Source organism: Shimwellia pseudoproteus (assembly GCF_016415625.1).
In the GTDB taxonomy this organism is placed as follows: Bacteria; Pseudomonadota; Gammaproteobacteria; order Enterobacterales; family Enterobacteriaceae; genus Shimwellia; species Shimwellia pseudoproteus.
Window position 1 is genome coordinate 83,652 of record NZ_WBXP01000008.1, and the last position, 16,746, is coordinate 100,397.

At 56.6% G+C, this 16,746-nt stretch carries 16 protein-coding genes; 1 reads left to right on the top strand and 15 read right to left on the bottom strand.

Translation table 11 applies throughout. From position 1 onward, the window contains the following. Positions 1 to 5: 5 nt before the first annotated feature. The 13 genes from F9C28_RS05605 to pdxB form a co-directional block, all read right to left on the bottom strand. Entirely contained in the window at positions 6 to 722 is a 717-nt protein-coding gene (locus tag F9C28_RS05605; RefSeq protein WP_199014252.1) for an ABC transporter permease, read from the bottom strand. Beyond that, complete coding sequence (locus F9C28_RS05610) at positions 719 to 1,405, bottom strand: histidine ABC transporter permease HisQ (RefSeq protein ID WP_199014253.1); 687 nt, start codon at positions 1,403 to 1,405, stop codon at positions 719 to 721. Before F9C28_RS05610 ends, F9C28_RS05605 begins: the two co-directional genes overlap by 4 nt. Before the next feature lie 70 nt (positions 1,406 to 1,475). Further along, a complete protein-coding gene (hisJ, locus tag F9C28_RS05615) occupies positions 1,476 to 2,258 on the bottom strand; it encodes a histidine ABC transporter substrate-binding protein HisJ (RefSeq protein WP_199014254.1) in 783 nt (260 codons plus the stop codon). 315 nt (positions 2,259 to 2,573) lie between these two features. Continuing rightward, positions 2,574 to 3,353 carry a lysine/arginine/ornithine ABC transporter substrate-binding protein ArgT gene (argT, locus tag F9C28_RS05620; RefSeq protein WP_199014255.1) on the bottom strand — a complete coding sequence of 260 codons (780 nt, stop codon included), beginning with the start codon at positions 3,351 to 3,353 and terminating at the stop codon, positions 2,574 to 2,576. 413 nt (positions 3,354 to 3,766) lie between these two features. After that, positions 3,767 to 5,284: an amidophosphoribosyltransferase gene (gene purF / locus F9C28_RS05625; protein ID WP_199014256.1), complete on the bottom strand. Its 1,518-nt coding sequence runs from the start codon at positions 5,282 to 5,284 to the stop codon at positions 3,767 to 3,769. Positions 5,285 to 5,317: 33 nt separating this feature from the next. Beyond that, complete coding sequence (gene cvpA / locus F9C28_RS05630) at positions 5,318 to 5,803, bottom strand: colicin V production protein (RefSeq protein WP_199014257.1); 486 nt, start codon at positions 5,801 to 5,803, stop codon at positions 5,318 to 5,320. A 217-nt stretch (positions 5,804 to 6,020) separates the two neighbouring features. Next, positions 6,021 to 6,794 carry a cell division protein DedD gene (gene dedD, locus F9C28_RS05635; RefSeq protein ID WP_199014258.1) on the bottom strand — a complete coding sequence of 258 codons (774 nt, stop codon included), beginning with the start codon at positions 6,792 to 6,794 and terminating at the stop codon, positions 6,021 to 6,023. Between the two features lies 1 nt (position 6,795). Further along, on the bottom strand, positions 6,796 to 8,052 hold the full coding sequence (gene folC, locus F9C28_RS05640; protein ID WP_199014259.1) for a bifunctional tetrahydrofolate synthase/dihydrofolate synthase: 1,257 nt from the start codon (positions 8,050 to 8,052) through the stop codon (positions 6,796 to 6,798). Between the two features lie 107 nt (positions 8,053 to 8,159). Continuing rightward, complete coding sequence (accD, locus tag F9C28_RS05645) at positions 8,160 to 9,080, bottom strand: acetyl-CoA carboxylase, carboxyltransferase subunit beta (RefSeq protein WP_199014260.1); 921 nt, start codon at positions 9,078 to 9,080, stop codon at positions 8,160 to 8,162. A gap of 151 nt (positions 9,081 to 9,231) precedes the next feature. Continuing rightward, entirely contained in the window at positions 9,232 to 9,891 is a 660-nt protein-coding gene (locus tag F9C28_RS05650; protein ID WP_199014261.1) for a DedA family protein, read from the bottom strand. 17 nt (positions 9,892 to 9,908) lie between these two features. Beyond that, entirely contained in the window at positions 9,909 to 10,721 is an 813-nt protein-coding gene (gene truA, locus F9C28_RS05655) for a tRNA pseudouridine(38-40) synthase TruA (protein WP_199014262.1), read from the bottom strand. After that, positions 10,721 to 11,734, bottom strand: coding sequence for an aspartate-semialdehyde dehydrogenase (locus tag F9C28_RS05660; RefSeq protein ID WP_199014263.1), 1,014 nt, complete (start codon positions 11,732 to 11,734; stop codon positions 10,721 to 10,723). The genes truA and F9C28_RS05660 overlap by 1 nt, the downstream gene beginning before the upstream one ends. A 77-nt stretch (positions 11,735 to 11,811) precedes the next feature. Further along, the gene (gene pdxB / locus F9C28_RS05665; RefSeq protein ID WP_199014264.1) at positions 11,812 to 12,948 is read right to left on the bottom strand and encodes a 4-phosphoerythronate dehydrogenase PdxB; all 1,137 of its coding nucleotides are present in this window, start codon (positions 12,946 to 12,948) and stop codon (positions 11,812 to 11,814) included. A gap of 118 nt (positions 12,949 to 13,066) precedes the next feature. On the opposite strand from pdxB, the gene flk reads away from it, so the two are divergent. After that, entirely contained in the window at positions 13,067 to 14,056 is a 990-nt protein-coding gene (flk, locus tag F9C28_RS05670) for a flagella biosynthesis regulator Flk (RefSeq protein ID WP_199014265.1), read from the top strand. Between the two features lie 10 nt (positions 14,057 to 14,066). Here flk and F9C28_RS05675 read toward each other — a convergent pair whose 3' ends face one another. Together F9C28_RS05675 and fabB are read right to left on the bottom strand one after the other, a co-directional pair. Continuing rightward, complete coding sequence (locus F9C28_RS05675) at positions 14,067 to 15,305, bottom strand: MFS transporter (protein WP_199014266.1); 1,239 nt, start codon at positions 15,303 to 15,305, stop codon at positions 14,067 to 14,069. Positions 15,306 to 15,523: 218 nt separating this feature from the next. Beyond that, positions 15,524 to 16,741, bottom strand: coding sequence for a beta-ketoacyl-ACP synthase I (gene fabB, locus F9C28_RS05680; RefSeq protein ID WP_199014267.1), 1,218 nt, complete (start codon positions 16,739 to 16,741; stop codon positions 15,524 to 15,526). Positions 16,742 to 16,746 lie beyond the last annotated feature (5 nt).

Sequence of the window (16,746 nt, forward strand, 5' to 3'; positions counted from 1 at the left end):
ATCACTCAATGCGATGAAGACGGCTTCACGTGCTGTAGCCAGCGTTTTTCCGCCTTGCGGAACAGGCTTATCAGCACGTAAGAGATAATTAAATACAGCACGGCGGCAATACCAAATGCGGTAAAGGGCTGATAGGTTGCGGAGTTAATATCCCGGGCTATCTTCAGCAGATCCGGCACCGTTGCCGTAAACGCCAGCGCCGTGGAGTGCAGCATCAGGATCACTTCATTGCTGTAGGCCGGTAGCGCAGTACGCAACGCCGACGGCAAAATAATACAGCGGTACATCTTCACCGCAGAGAAACCATACGCCCGGCCTGCTTCAATTTCACCGTGGGGCACCGCGCGGATCGCCCCGGCAAATATTTCCGTGGTATAGGCACAGGTATTCAGGGTTAACGCCAGCACAGTACAGTTCAGGCCACTGCGGAAGAACGCGTTCAGCAATTCGGTGCCTTTGACAATTTCCAGGGTATACATGCCGGAGTAAAACACCAGCAGCTGCACATACAGCGGCGTACCGCGGAAAATATAGGTAAACAGCCAGATGGGAAACTGGATAAATTTATTGCGTGACACCCGGCCAATGGCCAGAAATAACGCCAGAATACCCCCCATCACCACAGAGGAAATCAGCAGCCACAGGGTGATGGCGACCCCGGTAAAGCGGTAGCCGTCAGTCCACAACAGCGCTTTCCAGTATTCCTGAATAATCTCAATCACAGCTCTGCCCTCTTCACGCCCACTGAATAACGCCGTTCAAGCAGCAGCAGAACCCCATTTGACACCGTGGTGAACACCAGATAAATCACCCCGCAGACAATGGCAAAATAAAACGGCTCCCAGGTGCTTTTACCGGCCAGTTGGGTCGCCTTAACCACATCTTCCAGGCCCAGCAGCGATACCAGGGCGGTGGATTTCAGGATCACCTGCCAGTTATTGCCAATGCCGGGCAAAGCAAAGCGCATCATCGCCGGGAATAAAATACGGCGAAAGGTTTTGGCGGCAGTAAATCCGAATGCTGTCGCCGCCTCAATATGGCCTTTTGGCACTGCCATATAAGCCCCGCGGAACGTTTCGGTAAAATAAGCCCCGTAAATAAAACCAAGGGTAATAATACCGGCCACCATCGGATCAATATCGATCTGCCCGGCGCCCAGCGCATCGGTCAGGCTATTGAGCGCAATTTGCAGACCGTAGAAAATCAGCAGCATTAATACCAGATCCGGTACGCCGCGAATCAAGGTGGTATAGGCTTCAAAAATCAATGCCAGCGGGCGATTGCGGGAAAGTTTTGCCCCGGCGCCGATCAACCCAATAATCACCGCCAGTACAACAGCGCTGATTGCCAGCTCCAGCGTCACCAGCGCCCCTTGAAAAATCACCTGGGAAAAACCATACAGCATGAGTAGATATCCGCTATCAGTTGCTACCACGTAAGGCCTGCCCGACGGACAGGCCCCGGAATACGGCTACCTACTCACCGTAGACATTAAAGTCGAAATATTTTTTCGCCAGCTTGTCGTAGGTGCCGTCTTTACGCATCTCGGCAAAGGCTTTATTCAGCGCAGCGCGCAGTTCAGTGTCGTCTTTACGCAGCCCCATACCGGTCCCCACACCAAACAGTTTTTCATCTTTAATCGAGGGGCCGCCGAACTGGTAATCTTTGCCCACCGGCTGTTTCAGGAAGCCTTCGCTGGCGGCAACCTCATCCTGGAAGGCGGCATCAATACGCCCGGCCACCAGGTCGGAATAGATATTTTCCTGCCCCTGGTAAGAGACAATCTCAATCCCCTGCGGGGCCCAGTGCTCATTACCGTAGGTTTCCTGGGTCGTCCCCTGTAACACCCCCACGCGCTTGCCTTTCAGCGCCGCAATGGTGGGCTGGATGGGGGACCCCTTTTTCACCACCAGCCGGGAGTCAGCCGCGTACAGCTTGTCCGTAAAGGCGATTTCCTGCTGGCGTTTTTCGGTAATTGACAGGGAAGACATGATTGCGTCAATTTTTTTCGCCTTCAGGGAAGGAATCAGCGCATCAAGGGGATTTTCCACAAAGGTGCATTTGGTATCGATACGCTGGCACAGTTCTTTGGCCAGATCGATATCAAAACCGACCAGCTCACCCTGGGCGTTTTTCGATTCAAAAGGGGCGTACGTTGGATCGGTACCGATGCGCAGTGTCTGCGGGATTGCAGCAAAGGCGGTAGAAACACTGGAAAATGCCAGCACTAAAGAAACGGCGATTATTTGCTTTTTCATTACTCTTCCTCAAAAACCCTATCTGTCCTGGTTACCGCACCGTGGCCACCGGGCCATAGCCTGATGCGAAGCACCCACCCAAAGGCATTACCGCTTATAAATTCTTCCTGAACGAGGGAAAAACTGCAGGTTTCATGCCAGGTCATACAGTAACCGTAAAGTGAACGTTACGCAGCCAAGGGCACTATAATAGCGCAACTAATGCACCATAAAGTTTAAATATACGTAACGAATGCACCCTCTTTGGGCAACATCTGGGTTAGCCCGATGGTGTACCCGGCCCATCACAGGCCGGGTACAGACTACGGGAAACTATCAATCACCGTAAACATTAAAATTAAAGTACTTCTGCGCCAGTCGGGCGTATGTGCCGTCTTTACGCAGATCGTCGAGGGCTTTGCTGAAGGCCGCCGCCAGGGCGGTATCTTCTTTGCGCAGCCCGACACCGGTGCCGTCGCCGAAGTATTTTTTATCTTTCACCGCCGGGCCGGCAAACGCATAATCTTTACCGGCCGGTTGTTTCAGGAAACCTTCGCTGGCGGCCACTTCGTCCTGGAAGGCAGCATCCAGCCGGCCTGCGGCCAGATCAGAATAGATCAGATCCTGGTTTTGATAGGCCACCACATCGACCCCGGCCGGGCGCCATTTTTCATTGGCGTAGGCTTCCTGGGTGGACCCCTGTAACACCCCTACGTGTTTGCCTTTCAGGGATTCCAGGGTTGGCTGGATCGGGGAGCCTTTGGCGGCAATCAGCCGGGAGTCCGCCGCGTAAAGTTTTGAGGAGAACGCTATCTCCTGCTGGCGTTTTTCGGTTATCGACAGCGAAGAGATGATCGCGTCTATCTTCTTCGCTTTCAGGGACGGGATCAGGGAGTCAAAATCGGTGCCTGCCCAGGTGCATTTCACCTGGATGCGCTTGCACATTTCGTTCCCGAGGTCGATATCAAAACCAACAAAGTCACCTTTTGCGTCTTTTGACGAGAACGGGGCATAGGTGGCATCAGTGCCAATCCTCACCGTCTGCGGTAATGCGGCCAGTGCGCTGGTACAGAACATACTGGCCAGCAGCGATAACGCAAGCGTGTGCTTGTTCATAAATTCCCCTCAGCTTCGGTGTGCCATCCGGTTCTGTTGCCTGATGGTCACAGGTTGTATTGTGTTGTGTTGTTGTATGGTGTTGTGCTGTGGCGGCGCGTTGACCTTTTACCCGCAACGGCCTTTAGCCACTGTCTGCATTGCAGGAGTCATGCCAGGCTGGCAACCCGGCCAAAAGCCACCTTAATGTTAATAAAAAGTTGCATTTGTTGCGAAGTTGAAGATAACAGCTTTCCAGAACAGGCTGTAGCGGAATAGCGCAAACGGCGCGAAAAATTATCAGGATATGATCACGGTTACAAAAGGGCGCCGCTATGGGGCAACGGCCGTTAGCCTGCACCGGTCTGGCGCAGCCATAAAAAAACGCCCTGTCGCGGTAACAGGGCGTGATATCAGCGCAGCAACTCGCGGGATCACCCCTCGTTATGCATTTCCAGATTTTCGAGATCGTTCTGGCGCTGGATAGCTTTGCTGTCGTCATTACGCAGGGCATCAAGGTATTCCAGATAGCCCAGGTCAACGTCTTTGGTGACGTATACCCCGTTAAATACCGAGCACTCGAACTGCTGAATTTCCGGATTTTCCGCCCGTACCGCGGAGATAAGATCATCGAGATCCTGGAAAATCAACGCATCCGCGCCGATGATCTGGCGGATCTCGTCCACTTCCCGGCCGTGGGCAATCAGCTCGGTGGCGCTCGGCATATCAATACCGTAGACATTCGGGAAACGGATTTCCGGTGCCGCAGAGGCGAGATAAACCTTTTTCGCCCCGGCTTCACGGGCCATTTCGATGATCTGTTCTGAGGTGGTCCCGCGCACGATGGAGTCATCCACCAGCAGCACGTTTTTATCCCGGAACTCCGCACGGTTAGCGTTCAGCTTACGGCGTACTGATTTACGGCGTAACTGCTGGCCGGGCATGATAAACGTACGCCCTACATAGCGGTTTTTCACAAACCCCTGGCGGTATGGTTTATCCAGAATGCGGGCTATCTCCAGCGCGATATCGCAGGAGGTCTCCGGGATCGGGATAACCACATCAATATCCAGATCGTCCCACTCCCGGGCGATTTTCTCACCCAGCTTTTTCCCCATGCCAACCCGGGCACTGTAGACCGAAATCTTATCAATGAAGGAGTCAGGACGGGCGAAATAGACAAACTCAAACAGGCAAGGATTGCTGACCGGGTTATCCGCACACTGGCGGGTAAACAGCTGGCCTTTTTCGGTGATGTAGATAGCTTCACCAGGGGCGATGTCACGCAGGAACTCAAAGCCCAGGGTGTCCAGGGCGACACTCTCGGAGGCAACCATATATTCGGTGCGGCCGTCGCCCACATCGCGCTTGCCCAGTACCAGCGGGCGGATACCGTGCGGATCGCGAAACGCGACCATACCGTGGCCGATAATCATCGCCACACAGGCATAGGCACCGCGAATCTGACGATTCGTTGCCGCCACAGCAGCAAAGATGTTGTCCGCTTCCAGCGGGTAGTGGCGGAAGTTATCCAGCTCGCTGGCAAAGATATTGAGCAACACTTCAGAATCTGACGTGGTGTTGATGTGGCGGCGTTTTTCTTCAAACAGCATCCGGCGCAGTTCGTGCGCGTTAGTCAGATTGCCGTTATGTGCCAGGGTGATGCCATAGGGGGAGTTAACATAAAACGGCTGCGCTTCCGATGCGCTGGAACTACCGGCAGTAGGATAACGCACGTGGCCAATACCCATATTGCCCTGCAGACGCTGCATATGGCGGGCATCGAATACGTCGTTCACCAAACCATTGGCTTTACGTAACCGGAAGCAATTGTTTGCATCGATGGTAATGATGCCAGCGGCATCCTGCCCGCGGTGCTGCAGCACCGATAACGCGTCATAGATAGACTGGTTGACCGGCATAACACCGGCGATACCGACAATACCGCACATCTTGTTTTCCTCAGTAAGCCACCCCAGGCCACATTACCGGGGTATAAAACTTGACGAGTCTTTCAGATAATCAAAAAACCAGTTGATGATGAAGCTAAAGTTGGGGATCAGCTGGGAGTTATGCCAGTCCTCACTTTTCGACATGTCGGTGAAGGTATCCAGGAAAAACAGAATAGCAGCGACTATCAGCACACCGCGCAGTGCACCAAAACAGATCCCTAATACTCTGTCGGTCCCCGACAGGCCGGTTCTCTCCACCAGCGTACTGATGACAGAATTAACAATAGCACCCACAATCAGCGTGGCAACAAACAGCGCCCCGATGGCAATGCCATTGCGAACCAGTTCATCTTGAAAACCCGTAAACCAGACGGCAAGGTATGTGTAGTAATGGCTGGCGACAAAGAAAGCACACCCCCATGTAACCAGTGAGAGCGCTTCCCGAACAAACCCGCGGATCAGGCTAACCAGACAGGAAAAACCAATAACCGCAATAATCGCGTAATCAATCCAGACCATGAACTCATCCTACGAAAAACCGCCCTGACGTCCGGTCGGGCGAATTCTAACAGAAAAAGAAAACGTTTGCGTAGGGATTTCCTTCCCATGCTCAAATAAAAAATGGCGTTGAAAAAGGCTTCAACGCCATCACTATTTACCGGCAGGCGGGCACAACTGTCGGTAAATCACCGACCTGCTGCACCCGGCCACAGGGCTTATTTTTTACCTGTCCGGCTTAACGCACGCTGTAGCTCATGACCACACCATTAAGCCCGGACAGCTGCTGAAGCTGCCCCAGGGAACCTTTCAGCTTGTCTTTGTTTGCCTCAGGCCCCACCAGAATGCGGGTGATTTTACCCTGAACCGGCGTGGAAGGCGATGTATAAGCCTTAAAGCCAGCCCCGCGCAGTTTGGCAACAATCTCATTCACCTTGTCAGCGTTTTTCAGGGCGCCCAGTTGCACCACGTAGGCTTTCGCCGCCGGGGCGCCACTATCATCCGCCGTCGGCTGCGGTTTTGGCGCAGGCGGCGGTGCGGATTGCTCACTGGCCATCGCCAGCCGTTCTGCAGCCTGGTCAGTGGTTTTCGCTACTGCCGCTGGCGGCTTCGGCTGTGGTTTAGGTTGTGGTTTAGGCTGCGGCTGGGTGGACGGCTTCGGTGGTGCCGGCGGCTGTTGCGGCTTCGCCATTTCACGGGCCGCCGGGGACACTTCATCCAGCCCTGCCCCGCTGTCTACCGGCAGTGACGAGGCATCCAGCGCCGGGTTAGACGCGGTGCTGGCGCGCACTTCTTCAGCGGCCCCTTCCGGCGGCTGGGCCGGTAATGCCTGGGTCGCCACCGGCAGCATATCCGGTTCATCTTTGTCGCCTGGCTTCGGTACCAGTGGGATGGCAGCAAACTCATCCTGATAATGCTTCTTCTGCCCATCCAGCAGCCCGGGCAGAATAATCACCCCCAGCGCCACCAGCACTATCGTACCGACTAAACGGTTTTGAAATTTACTCGCCACCTTATCTCCCCGACTCCATTACTTCCATTACATGTGCCACCGTGTGAAATGAGCCACAAACTAACAGCGTATCCTGTGGTTGGGCATCTGCCAGCGCCGCATGCCAGGCATCCGCAACGCTGGTATAGACCGTCCCCCCGCCGAGATGTTCCGTAAGCTGCTCTGCGCTGGCGCCACGGGGCCCTTCAAGGGGAGCACAATACCAAATATCCACCAAATCAGACAGCTGTGCCAGGGTCCCGGCGATATCTTTGTCGTGCAGCATGCCGATCACCGCCAGTAAACGGCCTGCGGACGGCTGTGAACGAAGGCGCCCGGCCAGATACTGTGCCGCATGGGGGTTGTGGGCCACATCGAGGATCACCCGCGGATGGGCAGAAACTATCTGAAAACGTCCCGGCAGCGTGGCGTTAAGGATACCCTGGTGGATATGCTGCTCCGTCACCGGCAGGCCACTGGCGCGCAGGGCCGCCAGCGCCGTGGCGGCATTGGGTTGAGGCACCAGCGGTAACGGCAGGTTGGTTAATTGCCCTGCGCCATCCTGGAATGACCAGCTGTCATCTTCAACGCGATAATCCCAGTCCACGCCCCGGCGCAGCAGGTATGCGCCTTTCTGATGGGCAACCTCTGCAATGGTGCCGGGCATCTCTGGCTCCCCAACCACCGCCGGTTTCCCGGGGCGGAAGATCCCGGCCTTCTCGCGGCCGATGCTTTCCCGGTCCGGCCCCAGCCAGTCGGTATGATCAAGGGCAATACTGGTAACCACCGCCACATCGCTGTCAACGATATTGGTGGCATCCAGGCGGCCCCCGAGGCCCACCTCGAGGATAACCACATCCAGTTGTGCTTGCTTAAACAGCCACAGTGCCGAGAGCGTACCGTATTCAAAATAGCTCAGGGAGGTTTCCCCACGCTGGCTCTCGATAGCCGCAAATGACGCGGTATGAGCAGACTCCGGTAACTCCTGGCCCGCAATGCGCACCCGCTCGGTATAGCGAATCAGATGCGGGGAGCTGTAAACGCCGACCCGCATCCCCGCCGCGGTGAGGGCAGTTTCCAGGGTCCGGCAGGTGGTGCCCTTGCCGTTGGTGCCCGCCACCGTAAAAACAAACGGCGCCGGTTTGAGGATTGCCATGGTCTGGGCCACTTTGCGTACCCGCTCCAGACCAAGGTCAATGGTTTTACTGTGTAAATGTTCCAGATAAGAAAGCCACGTTGCCAGCGGCGACGTGGCCTGAGGAGGAGTTAATTTATCCATGATGGCCGTTCACACTACATTTGAGATTAGAGCCCGAAGCCTGGAACCAGGCCTCTGTGGTTCAGAGATAAAAAAGGGCAGGTCCGTGACCTGCCCTGCTCTTACTGTCAGGCGTCGTTACCTTGTTCCGGTTCAGCGGATTCAACCGGTACACGGTGCGTGTCGTCGGGGTCCGGTGCCGGCAGGTTCATCAGCCGCGCCAGGATACTGGCCAGCTTGAAACGCATTTCCGGACGGCGCACTATCATATCAATCGCGCCTTTTTCGATCAGAAACTCACTGCGCTGGAATCCCGGCGGCAGTTTCTCACGCACAGTCTGTTCAATAACCCGCGGCCCCGCAAAGCCTATCAGGGCTTTGGGCTCCGCAATATTCAGATCACCCAGCATAGCAAAGCTGGCAGACACCCCGCCCATGGTCGGGTCAGTCAGTACCGAAATATACGGCAGACCGCGTTCCTGCATTTTTGCCAGCGCGGCGCTGGTTTTTGCCATCTGCATCAGCGACATCAGTGCTTCCTGCATACGGGCACCGCCGGAGGCGGAGAAACAGATCAGCGGGCAATTGGCTTCCAGTGCCTGTTCCACAGCGCGGACAAAACGCGCGCCGACAACCGAGCCCATGGAACCGCCCATAAACGCAAACTCAAAGGCCGCCGCAACCACCGGCATGCCATATAATGTGCCTTTCATTACCACCAGCGCGTCTTTTTCGCCGGTTTCTTTCTGTGCTGTTGCCAGACGATCTTTGTATTTCTTCGAGTCTTTAAACTTCAGCACATCTTTCGGCTCAAGCTCGCTACCCAGTTCCACCATGGATCCTTCATCCAGCAGCGTATTCAGACGCTCTCTGGCAGCCATACGCATATGGTGATCACACTTGGGGCAGACCTCGAGGTTGCGTTCCAGCTCCGCGCGGTACAGAACCTGACCACAGCTATCGCACTTAGTCCACACACCTTCCGGGATATTCGCCCGACGGGTGGGGGTTACATTGCTTTTGTTGAGAATTCGTTCAATCCAGCTCATTGATAACCTTTCTGCCTGAACCTGGTCAATGCCAGTTTTTCTGTGGGGGCGCATGATGCCATTTTTGCCCCTCACAGACCACAAATGCTGTTCATTAAAACATAATGGCGCACCACTTTGGATAAAAAAGTGGTCAAAGCGCCGAATTGTTTTATTTTATCTGGCGAGCAGCCCTACGTTTATGGCGGATAATTTCCACGACCCCGGGAAGGACAGACACCACAATAATTGCCACGATCAACAATTTAAGGTTTTCCTGCACCATCGGGAAGTTACCGAAGAAATAGCCAGCATAGGTGAACAGTAACACCCACAGCACGGCGCCAACAATGTTATACGCCGCAAAGTGGCGATATGACATATGGCCCATACCCGCAACAAACGGTGCGAACGTCCGCACAATCGGAACGAATCGTGCCAGAATAATTGTTTTTCCGCCATGCTTTGCATAAAACTCGTGAGTCTTATCAAGATAACTCTGGCGAAAGATCTTAGAATTCGGGTTACTGAACAACTTCTGACCAAATAACCGGCCAATGGTGTAGTTCACCGCATCCCCCAGTACCGCGGCAATCACCATCATGGTCACCATGGTGTGGACATGCAGATCGTTCGACGGTAACGCCGAGAGCGCCCCGGCAACGAACAGCAGCGAATCCCCCGGTAAGAATGGCGTCACCACCAGGCCGGTTTCACAGAACAGGATAAGAAACAGGATCCCGTAGACCCATACCCCATACTGCGCCACCAGCTCCGCCAGATGCACATCAATATGCAGAACGAAATCAATAATAAAATGAATAAAATCCATTAGCGTGCCTGTCTCGATTAGTCGGCTAAAAACAACGGCCCCATTGGCAGTTGCGGTAAACCAAAACGTTCAGGATAGTCCACCGCCACCAGGTACAACCCCTCGGCCCGCGCCGTGGCCGCCGCCAGGGTACGATCTTTAAGCGCCAGCAACTCTGCCATCCAGCCTTCCGGCTGATTCCCGCAGCCCACTTCCAGCAGGCTGCCGACAATATTGCGCACCATGTGGTGTACAAAGGCATTGGCTTTAATATCCACCACAAGATAAGACCCGTAACGGGTGACATGAATATGGTGCACATTGCGCCAGGGTGTACGCGACTGGCACTGCACTGCCCGAAATGAGGTGAAGTCATTTTCACCCAGCAGGCACTGGGCCGCGCGCTGCATCCGATCGGCGTCCAGCGGCAGGTGGAAATGGGTCACCCCCTGCTGTAACACCGCCGGACGCAACCGGTGGTTATAGATAATGTAGCGGTAGCGGCGGGCCGTGGCGCTAAAGCGGGCATGGAAATCCTCCGCCACGCCGGTAACCCAGCGCACGGCCACATCCCCTGGCAGGTTAGCATTCACCCCCATGGTCCACGCGGCATCTTTACGCAGCGCCTGGGTTTCAAAATGCACCACCTGCCCGGTGGCGTGCACCCCCGCATCCGTGCGCCCGGCACAAAATACGGTGATCGGCTCATTCGCAACCTGGCTGAGGGCTTTCTCCAGCTTCTCCTGGACGCTGGGGACTTCCTGCTGGCGCTGCCAGCCATAGTATTTACTGCCATCATACTCGATGCCGAGGGCTATCTTGTAACGTGGCGCTACTGGCTGGTCAGACATCAGTACAGATACTCCTGCAGGAGTTTTTCCGCGGTTTTAATCGCCATCAGCGCGCCGCCAAAGCGGACGTTATCCGCCACCGACCAGAACTGCAGCTGTTCCGGAATGCCATAATCGTTATGAATACAGCCCACAGACAGCAGTGCGTTGCCGGAAGCATCCCCCACCTGGGTCGGGTAGGTGGAGTCATCAGACACGCTGATATCTTCGCTGAGGGTTAATGCATCCCGGGCTTCCTGGGCAGAGAGCGGGCGCATCGCCTCAAAACTGACCATCTGGGCGTGGCCGTAAAACACCGGGGACTGGACACAACTGGCGGAAATCAGCAGGCCGTCGTCCTGCAACACTTTGCGTACCTGGTCAACCACGCTGCGCTCTTCGCGCACGCTGCCTTCGCTATCCGGCAGCAGCGGCAACATGTTAAACGCCAGTTGGCGGCCAAAATGGTCGTCTTCATCGATGGGCATCCCGTTCAGCAGGCGCGCACTTTGGCCCGCCAGGGCATCCACCGCCGCTTTACCGTGGGCAGACGCAGACAGCAGGCTGGTGACCTGGATACGGGACAGACCGCCTTGCTCAATCAGCGGTTTCAGCGCCGACAGCAGCTGGCAGGTCAAGCTATCCGCCACTGCCACCAGATTACGGTTACGGTAGTCCGCCAGCACATGCGGGTTAACGTCCGGCACCACCAGAGGAACATCCGGTTCGAGGGCAAACACGCCGCTGGTGTCGATAACCAGGCACCCGGCATTGGTGGCCTCTTCGGCATAGCTGGCGCTGGCCTGGGGCCCGGCGACAAAGAACGCCAGTTGGGCCTGGGACCATTCGAACGCCGCAGCATCTTCTACGCGCAGCGTTTTACCGGCGAAACGCACCGTTTCCCCGGCGCTGTCCGCACTGGCCAGCACATATAATTCACCCACCGGGAATTGACGCTCAGCCAGCAGTTCAATTAAGGCTTCACCTACAGCGCCAGTGGCGCCCAGTACGGCAATATTCCAGCCTTCAGACATGGTGGTTTACTCCAGAATAGAAATGGAAAAACATCCCGCGCGGTGATACCACGCAGGATGCGGGATGATAGCAAAGGTTACTGTGCTGCCAGATAAACGGCGGTAAAACCCAGTTTGTTTAGCAGCGCGGCGCTGGTGGCATCATCACATTCGACGCGTAACGAGGACCATTCCCGGCGCTCAACATAATTCTTACGCAATTTGTCGAACTCGCCCGCCATAGCCGCAACCCGCCGCAGCGGCGCATCGTCGCGGCGCACATCATACACCAGATGCGCCAGACGTTTTAGCACTGGCTGGGTTATCGGCCCGTGCACCTGCACCGACACAACATCCGGGATGGGCAACAGGCTGTTCAGTTCAATCTGTTGCGGCTGGCCAATAAACTGGCTGAATGCCTCAAACACCTGGGTGGTGCCCCGGGCCTTACCTTCCAGGGTATAACCGGCGATATGCGGCGTGCCAATCTCAACTTTCGCCAGCAGGTCGGTATTCAGGGCGGGTTCAGGCTCCCAGACATCGAGGATCGCGTGCAGATCCTGGCCATCGTTAAGGCAGTTCAGCAGCGCGGCATTATCCACCACCGGGCCACGGCAGGCGTTAATCAGGATAGTGCCCGGTTTTAACTGGCGCAGCAGCGCGTCGTCCGCCAGGTGCAGTGACTTGTATGGGCCGTCTTTAAACAGCGGGGTGTGGAAGGTCAGAATATCCGCCTGCTCAACCAGAGTTTGCAGCGGCAGAAATTCACCGGCGTCGCCGTTGTCCGCCCGGGGCGGATCGCATAACAGCGTGCGAATGCCGAGGGCTTCAAGGCGTGCCTGTAAGCGGCCCCCGACATTGCCAACCCCGACAATGCCCACGGTGCGATCCTGCAACGCAAAACCGTCACGCTCCGCCAGCATCAGCAGGGCGGAAAACACATACTCCACCACCGCAATGGCATTGCAGCCCGGTGCGGCGGAAAAGCCCAGCCCGGCCTGGCGCAGCCAGTGCTGATCAACATGATCGGTCCCGGCAGTCGCGGTGCCGATAAATTTGACCGGTTTACCGGCCAGCAAATCGGCATTCACCCGGGTGACCGAGCGCACCATCAGCGCATCAGCATCGTCCAGGACCCCTTCCGGCAGCGGGCGGCCGGGTACCGCATGTACTTCCCCTAACCGGCTAAAAAGCGCGCGGGCATAGGGCATATTTTCGTCAACAATAATTTTCACGTCACAATACCTGTGTGTACGGGAGGATTATGCATAAGTGTGCCATAATCTCGCCGCCAGGCATACCAACGCCCCAGGCGAATGTTTATTGTTATCGCGAGTGAAGGATTATCATATTATGCACCCCATCCCGGGCTCACCTGCCCAGCCTCCTGGTGATGGCTCCGCATCACTTACCTCTGGAAAAGACACCGGGCCGTTAACCGGGCAGCAACGTACTGTCCTGGAAAGCCTGATTACCAGAATCATGGCCCTCACCCACCAGCAGGCGCCGGAGGTGTGGGCTGGTGTAAAACATGATATGCGCTTAGCGGTTAACACACCGCTGATGTCAGTGCATTTTACTGCCGCAGAGCAGTGCCTGAGCCAACGCTTACGCCAGGCAAAAGAGACCGTCGGTGATCGCCACCAGATGGTGCAGCTGACACAGCTGTTGCAACAGGGAAACAACCGACGGGCTGTCAGCCTGTATATCCGGGAGCATTTCGGGCAATCGGTACTGAGCCAGCTAACCGCCGGACAGATCCAGCAAATCCTGACACTGCTCCAGAACGGCGAGCTGTCCATCCCCGAGCTGCAGGTCCGCCAGGCTTCCGGGCGGCCGCTGCTGCCCGCCGAACACTGCGCCCTGAGCCAGTCGGTCAGCAAGCTGGCGGCGACGACCGGCGAGTCATCCCGGGCTATCTGGCAGACGATGCTGCATATGGCCAGCCGCCGTATCGGCGAGCCGATCCCGGTACGTTACTACCCGCTGTTTACTAACTGGTTACAGGCACGCCAGTCGCTGACCGAGATAACCGCCCCCACCCTGCACAATGTGCAGGGGGTGCTGAAAAAGCCGATGGATGAAGCGGAATGGCAGACCATTAGCCACTATGTCAGCAACCATTTTAAAAAAGACGATCAGGCGGCGCTGACCCAGGCCCAGGCGCTGGTTGCCCTGAATATGCTCTACAAGAAACGCATGGGGCCCGCCCACCTACCGGACGATAACGCCTGGAGCGAGACACCGGAGCCGCCCGGTGCCCTGACCAGGATATTCAGCAGGCCCGCCGTCGGGTTGATCCTGCTGATAATGCTGTGTTTTGTGATGTGGTATTTATGGTAGCCCCCCGGGATTAGCCCCGGGGTGGCTCAGCATCAGACGATGGCGCTTTCCGAAAAGCTATCAGGGTAACCACAATGCCCACCAGGGCGGATATTGCCCCGGCCAGAAAGACCGACGCATAACCAAACGATGTGGCAAGGATGCCCGTCAGCGGACCGGTAACGGCGTAAGAGATATCCTGGAACGCCGCATAGCCCCCCAGCGCCGTCCCCCGCACCTGCGGCTGCACCCGTTTCACCACCTCAACCCCCAGCGCCGGGAACACCAGCGAGCAGCCAAACCCCGTCAGCGCCGCCCCCAGCATCGCCATCCAGGCATCCTGAGACAGCCAGAGCACCAGCAAGCCCGCCATTTCAATCACCAGCGAGCCAATAGCCACCCGCACCCCGCCAAAGCGGTCCGGCATCCAGCCGCCGAGGATACGCATCAGCACAAATGCCCCGCCGAACGCCGTCAGGGTAAATCCGGCCATCGCCCAGCCCCGGGACATAAAGAACAGCGACACAAAGGTGCCAATCACCGCAAAGCCAACCCCCTGGAGCGCCAGCCCCAGGCCAGGCTGCCAGATTTGCCCCACCACCCGGCGCAGCGGCGGCCGCTCGCCTTTCTGGGGGGCAACTTTTTTCACCCCGCCATTAAATAGCCACGCCAGCAGCGGCAGGCACATGGTGACAATGGCCAGGGTGGCAAACCCGTAGCGGTTATGGAGCATCAGCCCCAGCGGTGCCCCCACCGCCAGGGCACCGTAAATCGCCATCCCGTTCCAGGACATGACCTTACCGGAGCGGCCCGGCCCCACCAGACCCATTCCCCAGGTCAGGGTGCCGGTCAGTAGCTGGCTCTCCCCTACCCCGAGGATCAGCCGCCCGAGCAACAGCAGGGCAAATTTTACCGGCATCGAAACCGGTAGCAGTGCCGCCAGTAGCCAGGCGCCCCCCGCCAGGGCACAAGCCACCATGCCCTGCATCACGGTGCGTTTTGCCCCCCGTTGATCCGCCAGGCGGCCGGCATACCCCCGGGTGAGTACCGTGGCCAGGAACTGGATCCCCACGGCGATACCCACCATGGTATTGCCATAGCCCAGCTCCTGGTGGACAAACAGCGGGATCACCGGCAGGGGTAACCCGACGGTTAAATAGGTCAGAAATACCGCAAAGGCAATACGGAAAAGCGCAACATTATTGCCAGACGGTTTTTTGCTGGCGCTAGTGGCGCCGGCAGACAGTGTTTGCTGCGTAGCAACAGACATTCAGCTTTACTCCCATGTTGAGAAGTAAGGCGAGGACAGACCACGCCTTCTCCACCCGATAATCAGGTTTAAGGCGCGTTGGTTGACGTGGAACGCTTACGCAATACCGGGCGGTATTGTTGAGGGCAAGAAGTGTGCCCGCTCCGGAAGCCAGAGTCAATGCACACCGCAACGAAAAAGGGGCTAATTAGCCCCTTTATGTCACAGTTTTCCGCTGATTATGCGCTGTATTTACGCATCACCAGGGTGGCGTTAGTCCCGCCGAAGCCGAAGCTGTTAGACATCACGGTATTCAGCTTACGCTCTGTCGGCTCCGTGATGATGTTCATGCCTTTTGCCTGCTCGTCCATCTCGTCGATGTTGATGCTCGGGGCAATAAAGCCGTGTTCCAGCATCAGCAGCGAGTAGATCGCTTCCTGTGCACCGGCAGCACCCAGAGAGTGGCCCGTCATCGCTTTAGTGGCGGACATTGCCGGAGTGTTGTCGCCAAACACATCACGGATAGCACCCAGTTCTTTCACGTCGCCAACCGGGGTAGAAGTACCGTGGGTATTCAGATAGTCGATAGGGGTGTCCACACCGTCCATCGCCATCTTCATGCAGCGCACCGCACCTTCACCAGACGGCGCAACCATATCGGCGCCGTCAGAGGTGGCGCCATAGCCAACCACTTCAGCGTAGATGTGCGCACCGCGCGCCAGCGCGTGTTCCAGCTCTTCAACCACAACCATACCGCCGCCGCCAGCGATAACGAAACCATCGCGGTGTGCGTCATAAGTACGGGAGGCTTTTTCCGGCGTGTCGTTATATTTCGTTGACAGCGCGCCCATGGCGTCAAATTCGCAGGCCATTTCCCAGCACAGCTCTTCGCCGCCGCCGGCAAACACGATATCCTGTTTGCCCAGTTGAATCTGTTCCACCGCACTACCGATGCAGTGTGCGGAAGTCGCACACGCGGAGCTGATAGAGTAGTTCACGCCGTGGATTTTAAACGGTGTTGCCAGGCAGGCAGAAACTGCAGAGGCCATGGCTTTAGTGACCACGTATGGGCCAACCGCTTTCAGGCCGCGCGGGCTACGCATTGCGTCCGCACCGAAGACCTGAGATTTGGAAGAACCGCCGGACCCGGCAATCAAGCCCACGCGCGGATTATTCTGATAAACCTCTTCCTTCAGACCAGCATCCTGCACTGCCTGCTGCATGGAGAGGTAGGCGTAGATGGAGGCGTCATTCATGAAACGGACCACTTTGCGGTCGATAAGACCCGTGGTATCCAGTTTAACGTTGCCCCATACGTGGCTACGCATACCGGCATCGCTGAATTCCTGAGAGAAAGTGATCCCGGAGCGCCCTTCACGCAGAGACGCCAGGACTTCCTGCTGGTTATTACCGATGCTGGAAACGATGCCCAGGCCAGTAATCACTGCACGTTTCATTCAAT

Excerpts from the sequence above, each read along its gene's own strand:
- accD (WP_199014260.1), bottom strand. The coding sequence starts at position 9,080 with ATGAGCTGGATTGAACGAATTCTCAACAAAAGCAATGTAACCCCCACC.
- F9C28_RS05650 (WP_199014261.1), bottom strand. The coding sequence starts at position 9,891 with ATGGATTTTATTCATTTTATTATTGATTTCGTTCTGCATATTGATGTG.
- F9C28_RS05660 (WP_199014263.1), bottom strand. The coding sequence starts at position 11,734 with ATGTCTGAAGGCTGGAATATTGCCGTACTGGGCGCCACTGGCGCTGTA.
- argT (WP_199014255.1), bottom strand. The coding sequence starts at position 3,353 with ATGAACAAGCACACGCTTGCGTTATCGCTGCTGGCCAGTATGTTCTGT.
- F9C28_RS05610 (WP_199014253.1), bottom strand. The coding sequence starts at position 1,405 with ATGCTGTATGGTTTTTCCCAGGTGATTTTTCAAGGGGCGCTGGTGACG.
- flk (WP_199014265.1), top strand. The coding sequence starts at position 13,067 with ATGCACCCCATCCCGGGCTCACCTGCCCAGCCTCCTGGTGATGGCTCC.
- hisJ (WP_199014254.1), bottom strand. The coding sequence starts at position 2,258 with ATGAAAAAGCAAATAATCGCCGTTTCTTTAGTGCTGGCATTTTCCAGT.
- truA (WP_199014262.1), bottom strand. The coding sequence starts at position 10,721 with ATGTCTGACCAGCCAGTAGCGCCACGTTACAAGATAGCCCTCGGCATC.
- folC (WP_199014259.1), bottom strand. The coding sequence starts at position 8,052 with ATGGATAAATTAACTCCTCCTCAGGCCACGTCGCCGCTGGCAACGTGG.
- cvpA (WP_199014257.1), bottom strand. The coding sequence starts at position 5,803 with ATGGTCTGGATTGATTACGCGATTATTGCGGTTATTGGTTTTTCCTGT.
- F9C28_RS05675 (WP_199014266.1), bottom strand. The coding sequence starts at position 15,305 with ATGTCTGTTGCTACGCAGCAAACACTGTCTGCCGGCGCCACTAGCGCC.
- purF (WP_199014256.1), bottom strand. The coding sequence starts at position 5,284 with ATGTGCGGTATTGTCGGTATCGCCGGTGTTATGCCGGTCAACCAGTCT.
- fabB (WP_199014267.1), bottom strand. The coding sequence starts at position 16,741 with ATGAAACGTGCAGTGATTACTGGCCTGGGCATCGTTTCCAGCATCGGT.